The sequence below is a fragment of the Mesorhizobium sp. WSM4846 genome, assembly GCF_055811415.1.
This window is the reverse complement of record NZ_JBVVPZ010000070.1, coordinates 1-4,995: the sequence shown is the minus strand read 5'-3', so window position 1 is coordinate 4,995 and position 4,995 is coordinate 1. Positions and strand designations below refer to the sequence as shown.

The 4,995-nt window shown below is 61.5% G+C and carries 5 protein-coding genes; 3 read left to right on the top strand and 2 right to left on the bottom strand.

Annotated features, from left to right (window positions below):
* Positions 1 to 191: 191 nt before the first annotated feature.
* Positions 192 to 1,085, top strand: a complete 894-nt coding sequence (locus AC0L15_RS31940) for a sugar phosphate isomerase/epimerase family protein (RefSeq protein WP_287245816.1) — start codon at positions 192 to 194, stop codon at positions 1,083 to 1,085.
* A gap of 15 nt (positions 1,086 to 1,100) precedes the next feature.
* Here AC0L15_RS31940 and uxuA read toward each other — a convergent pair whose 3' ends face one another.
* The gene (uxuA, locus tag AC0L15_RS31935) at positions 1,101 to 2,285 is read right to left on the bottom strand and encodes a mannonate dehydratase (protein WP_287245815.1); all 1,185 of its coding nucleotides are present in this window, start codon (positions 2,283 to 2,285) and stop codon (positions 1,101 to 1,103) included.
* A gap of 76 nt (positions 2,286 to 2,361) precedes the next feature.
* On the opposite strand from uxuA, the gene AC0L15_RS31930 reads away from it, so the two are divergent.
* Positions 2,362 to 3,147: an SDR family NAD(P)-dependent oxidoreductase gene (locus AC0L15_RS31930; protein WP_473498242.1), complete on the top strand. Its 786-nt coding sequence runs from the start codon at positions 2,362 to 2,364 to the stop codon at positions 3,145 to 3,147.
* Positions 3,148 to 3,413: 266 nt separating this feature from the next.
* Positions 3,414 to 4,421 carry a cell division protein FtsZ gene (ftsZ, locus tag AC0L15_RS31925; RefSeq protein WP_023797312.1) on the top strand — a complete coding sequence of 336 codons (1,008 nt, stop codon included), beginning with the start codon at positions 3,414 to 3,416 and terminating at the stop codon, positions 4,419 to 4,421.
* 181 nt (positions 4,422 to 4,602) lie between these two features.
* On the opposite strand, the gene AC0L15_RS31920 is transcribed toward ftsZ, so the two are convergent.
* Positions 4,603 to 4,836 carry a DUF6429 family protein gene (locus AC0L15_RS31920; protein ID WP_287245812.1) on the bottom strand — a complete coding sequence of 78 codons (234 nt, stop codon included), beginning with the start codon at positions 4,834 to 4,836 and terminating at the stop codon, positions 4,603 to 4,605.
* Positions 4,837 to 4,995: the final 159 nt, after the last annotated feature.

Genomic DNA, 4,995 nt, shown 5'->3' with positions numbered 1-4,995 from the left:
CTCGACCCGCAGCTTTCCCCGCCAGAGAACCTTATGGAATACACGGGCGGGACGGCGGCCCGATCTCAAAAGCCACCCATGGGTGGTGCGGCGGGGTGACCGGCCGCACCAATTTTTGTTTGAGCATCGGATTTATCCCCAAACCGGTTCCCACTTTTGGTTCCGGTGCTCTCGGGCAGCAGGAGACGATCATGTCGCGCATTGGAATCCACTCTTTCGTCTGGTCGGCGAGCTCGGCGCAAGACGACCTCGAACGGACGCTGGCCAACACCAGGGCGGCGGGCTTCGACCTGATTGAATTCTCCTATCTTGACCCCGCCGATGTCGATGTTGGCGGGCTGGCCAAGCGCATCGCCGACCTCGATCTCGGCGTGGCGATCAGCATCGGGCTGCCGCCCGACGGCGACATTTCAAGCGCCGACAAGGCGATTGCCGCGCACGGCGTCGAAGTCCTCAATGACACGATCGCGCTCACTCGGGATCTCGGCGGCCGGAAGGTCGCCGGCATCCTCAGCACCAGCCATGGATTGCAGACTGAGGCGCCGACGCGCGATCAATGGAACCGCAGTGCCGCCACGCTTGCCAAGGTCGCTGAGACCGCCAAGGCCGCCGGCGTCACCCTCAACCTCGAGATCGTCAACCGGTTCGAGAGCAATCTGCTCAACACCGCCGCGCAAGGGTTGGCCTTCATCGAGGACACCGGTTCCGACAACATTTTTCTGCATCTCGACACGTTCCACATGAACATCGAGGAGGCCGATATCGGGTTGGCCATCCGCCTCGCCGCCAAAAAGATCGGCTATGTCCATGTCGGCGAAAGCCATCGCGGCTTCCTCGGCACCGGCAACATCGACTTTGCCGCGATCTTCGATGCGCTGACCGCAATCGGCTATGGCGACGACCTCAGCTTCGAATCTTTCTCGTCGGAGATCGTCGACGAGAACCTGTCGAAGAAAACCGCCATCTGGCGCAATCTGTGGACCGACAATATGGAGCTGGCCCGGCATGCGCGCCGCTTCATCGCCATCGGGCTGGAGACGGCGCAGCGCAAGGCCGAGCTTGTTGCGTCAAGCCATCAGCCTTAGCTCCGGCTTCGATCCTCAGGCCAGCTCAAAACGTTCCACGGCGCGCATGATGCCACGCAGCTCGGCCAGGCCTTTCAGGCGGCCGATCAAAGAATAGCCGGGGTTGATCCTGGTCTTGCCGATATCGTCGGCGAGCAGATGGCCATGATCGGGTCGCATGGGAATCCGCCAATCGGCGCGACCTTCCCTACGGCGGCGCGTCTCTTCCTGCATCAAAACAAGGATGACATGCGCCATGTCGGTGCCGCCCTCCAGATGTTCGGCTTCATAAAAGGAGCCGTCATCCTCGATGGTTACATTGCGCAGATGGACGAAATGGATCCGGTCGGCGAACTCCTTGACCATGCCGACGATGTCGTTGTCTGCGCGCGTACCGTAGGAGCCGGTGCAGAATGTCAGGCCGTTGGCCGGGCTGTCGACGGCGTTGAGGATGAAACCCGCGTCCTCGGCGGTCGAAACGATCCGTGGCAGGCCATAGAGAGAGAATGGCGGGTCGTCGGGATGGATGCACATGCGCACCCCCTCGTGCTCGGCCACCGGAATGATCTCGCGCAAAAACCAGGCAAGATTGTCGCGCAGCTCCTTCGGCCCGATCGAGTCATATTCCGCCAATGCCTCCCGAAAACTATCCCGGTCGTAGCTGCGCTCGGTCGCCGGCAGGCCGGCAATGAGATTGCGCTCGATCCTGTCGATCTGCTCTTCGCTCAATTCCTTCAGTCGCGATTCCGCTTCCGCGATACGTGCCGCGCTGTAGCCGAATTCGGCATTCCTGCGCTTCAGGACGAACAGGTCGTAGGCGGCAAAATCGATCGCATCGAACCGCAGTGCGTAGCCCGTCGTTGGAAGCCGATAGGCAAGGTCGGTGCGGGTCCAGTCGACCACCGGCATGAAGTTATAGCAGATCGTCGCAATGCCGGCCTTGGCGAGCGCACGGATCGTGTCCTTATACCAGCCGACATAGCGAAGCCGTTCCGCCGAGCCGATCTTGATCAAATTGTGGACGGGAATGCTCTCCACAACCGACCAGGTCAGCCCTTCGGCCTCGATGATCCGCTTGCGCTCCAAAATGTCCGTCAAAGGCCAGGCGCGGCCGTCATAGATATCATGCAGGGCGGATACAACGCCCGAGGCTCCGGCCTGCTTGACATGATCGAGCGTCACCGGGTCGTCAGGGCCATACCAGCGCCAGCATTGTTCCATCGAGGCTTTTCCTTTGCGATAAAACGGAACCGTATTGTTGGGCCACAATGGAAGTCAAATTAAAGGAGTTTGCGCCATGAAGGATTTCGACGGCAAGATTGCTCTGGTGACGGGGACGACCGGGATCGGCCTGGCAACCGCCAGACGTCTTGCGGCGGGCGGGGCGGCGATCATCGCCTGCGGCATCGACCGCGCGGCCAACACTGCGATGAGAGCGGAACTGGGCAGCTCCGGCGCCGAGGCGCTGGTCGTGGCCGTCGACGTCTCCGTGCCGGATCAGGTCCGCGACGCGGTCGCAGCCGGTGTTGAACGGTTCGGCGGCCTCGATATCATCGTCAATTCCGCGGCGGTCCATCCGTATGGCACCGCTGTTAGCACCGATTTCGACATCTGGAACTGGGCGATGTCCGTCAATGTCGGCTCGATCTACCTGACCGCGCATTTCGGTATTCCGGAAATGATCAGGCGAGGCGGCGGCGCCATCGTCAACGTGGCTTCGGTGCAAGGTTTCGCCTGCCAGCAGAACGTCGCCGCCTATGCCACGACCAAGGGCGCCATCCACACATTGACGCGCGCTCTGGCGCTCGACCACGCGCGCTCCGGCATTCGCGTCAATTCCGTCAGCCCGGGCTCGATCCGCACCCCGATCCTGGAAAAGGCGGCGCGCGGCGAAAACGGCACCGACGCCGATGTCGAGGCCGCCTACAGGCGCTTCGGCGAAGCGCACCCCATCGGGCGCATCGGCGAGCCGGAGGAAGTGGCGGAACTCATCGCCTTTCTGTGTTCGTCGAAAGCCGGGTTCTGCACCGGCGCGGACTACAGGATCGATGGCGGCCTGACTGCCGGCATCGGCGTGAAATAGAACGGGAAGATCGGTCTCGGCTTTACGGGAGACGTTGTCTCCGGACGATTTTCGGTCAGCCGCCACACGTAGTACCAGCGGCGGCGAACCAATAGCGCATAACATGCGCGAGCGCGAATACTGCACTTGCAGCCGGTTCAACCGTCTGATTCCCTTGGTTACGCTGGGCTGTCCTGATTCGCGCACTGTCCAAAGTCTTTGCAGCGCGCCGGGAACAAGCCTTCCACCGACCGCTGCGCTTGCGCATTCAAGGGGAGAGACGGCAAATGAACACTGCAACGAGGCCGACAATCTCGGAGATGAGGCCCAAGATATCCGTCATCGGGGTTGGCGGCGGTGGCGGCAACGCCATCAACAACATGATCGCCGAAGGCTTGCAGGGCACCGAGTTCATCGTTGCCAACACCGATGCCCAAGCGCTCACCATGTCGAAGGCAACGCGGCTGATCCAATTGGGAGCGCACGTCACGGAAGGCCTTGGTGCAGGATCCCTGCCCGAGGTCGGCCATGCTGCGGCCGTGGAATCTATCGACGAAATCATGGACCATCTTGCGGGAACGCATATGTGTTTTGTGACCGCAGGCATGGGAGGCGGAACTGGAACCGGTGCAGCACCGGTCATAGCGCAGGCCGCGCGCAACGCAGGAATACTGACCGTGGCCGTCGTCACCAAGCCGTTCGTCTTCGAAGGAAACCGCCGAATGCATGCGGCCAATGAGGGCATCGAGCGGCTGCGCGAAAGCGCCGATACCGTCATCGTCATACCGAACCAGAACCTCTTCAGGATCGCCGATGCCAAGACGACGTTCGCGGACGCTTTCGCCATGGCGGACCGCGTACTCTACGCCGGCGTCGGCTGCATAACCGATCTCATCGTCAAAGAAGGCCTGATCAATCTCGACTTTGCCGATGTGAAGTCGGTAATGCGCGATATGGGTCGCGCGATGATGGGGACCGGCGAAGCCACCGGCGAGGACCGCGCCAGGAAGGCAGCCGAAGCGGCGATCGCAAACCCGCTTCTCGACGAAGCGTCGATGATGGGCGCCAAGGGCGTCCTTGTCTCGATATCGGGCGGCACTGACATGACGCTGTTCGAGGTCGACGAAGCCGCCACCCGCATCCGCGAGGAGGTCGACGCCGATGCCGACATCATCGTCGGCGCCATTTTCGACAAGGCGCTCGCAGGAAAATTCAGGGTGTCGGTGGTTGCGACGGGATTGCGGCGGGGGCTTGAGATTCCGCTGACGGTGGGGTTGGAAAACCGTGTGAATTGAGCGACGCTCTTATGGCAGCACCACGGCAGGTTTCGACTGAAGGTCCGACGCACCGGACACCGCCGCCAGACGGTAATCGGGCGGAACGCCCAACCCTAATTGTTGCGGGATAGGCCTGCCGAGCAAGTTGTCGGTTTTGCCTGCGCGACTCTTGCTGTCGAATTGGAACGCCAGCCAGCGCTCATGGCGCCGGCCGCGTGAGCAGGGTGCGGAACAATTCCTCAGCCCGTCGCAGGCCCTCATCTGTCAGAACCACCGACTTCGCCTTGTTTGCCGGATTGGCGATCAGTCCCTTCTGGTGCAAGCGATCCAGAGCATCCCAATCCAATCCCTTCCAGGCGCGCCTCTCTTCATGCAGCGTTAGCCAAAGCAGCCCCAGAACGGCATTGTCGATCTTGTCGGTGTCCATCTCCATGCCAAGCAGTTTAACACGGGAAGACGGCGCCTGCCGAGACCCACACCGTCGGGTAACTCGATGAAGATCAAACTGGCCGCGCCAGGCTGCAAACGCAAAACGGCCCGCGTGATGCGGGCCGTTTTTGTTTGGTTGCGGGGACAGGATTTGAACCTGTGA

Bases quoted from the DNA above. Each gene is read 5' to 3' on its own strand.
- AC0L15_RS31940 (WP_287245816.1), top strand. From the start codon at position 192: ATGTCGCGCATTGGAATCCACTCTTTCGTCTGGTCGGCGAGCTCGGCG.
- uxuA (WP_287245815.1), bottom strand. From the start codon at position 2,285: ATGGAACAATGCTGGCGCTGGTATGGCCCTGACGACCCGGTGACGCTC.
- AC0L15_RS31930 (WP_473498242.1), top strand. From the start codon at position 2,362: ATGAAGGATTTCGACGGCAAGATTGCTCTGGTGACGGGGACGACCGGG.
- ftsZ (WP_023797312.1), top strand. From the start codon at position 3,414: ATGAACACTGCAACGAGGCCGACAATCTCGGAGATGAGGCCCAAGATA.
- AC0L15_RS31920 (WP_287245812.1), bottom strand. From the start codon at position 4,836: ATGGAGATGGACACCGACAAGATCGACAATGCCGTTCTGGGGCTGCTT.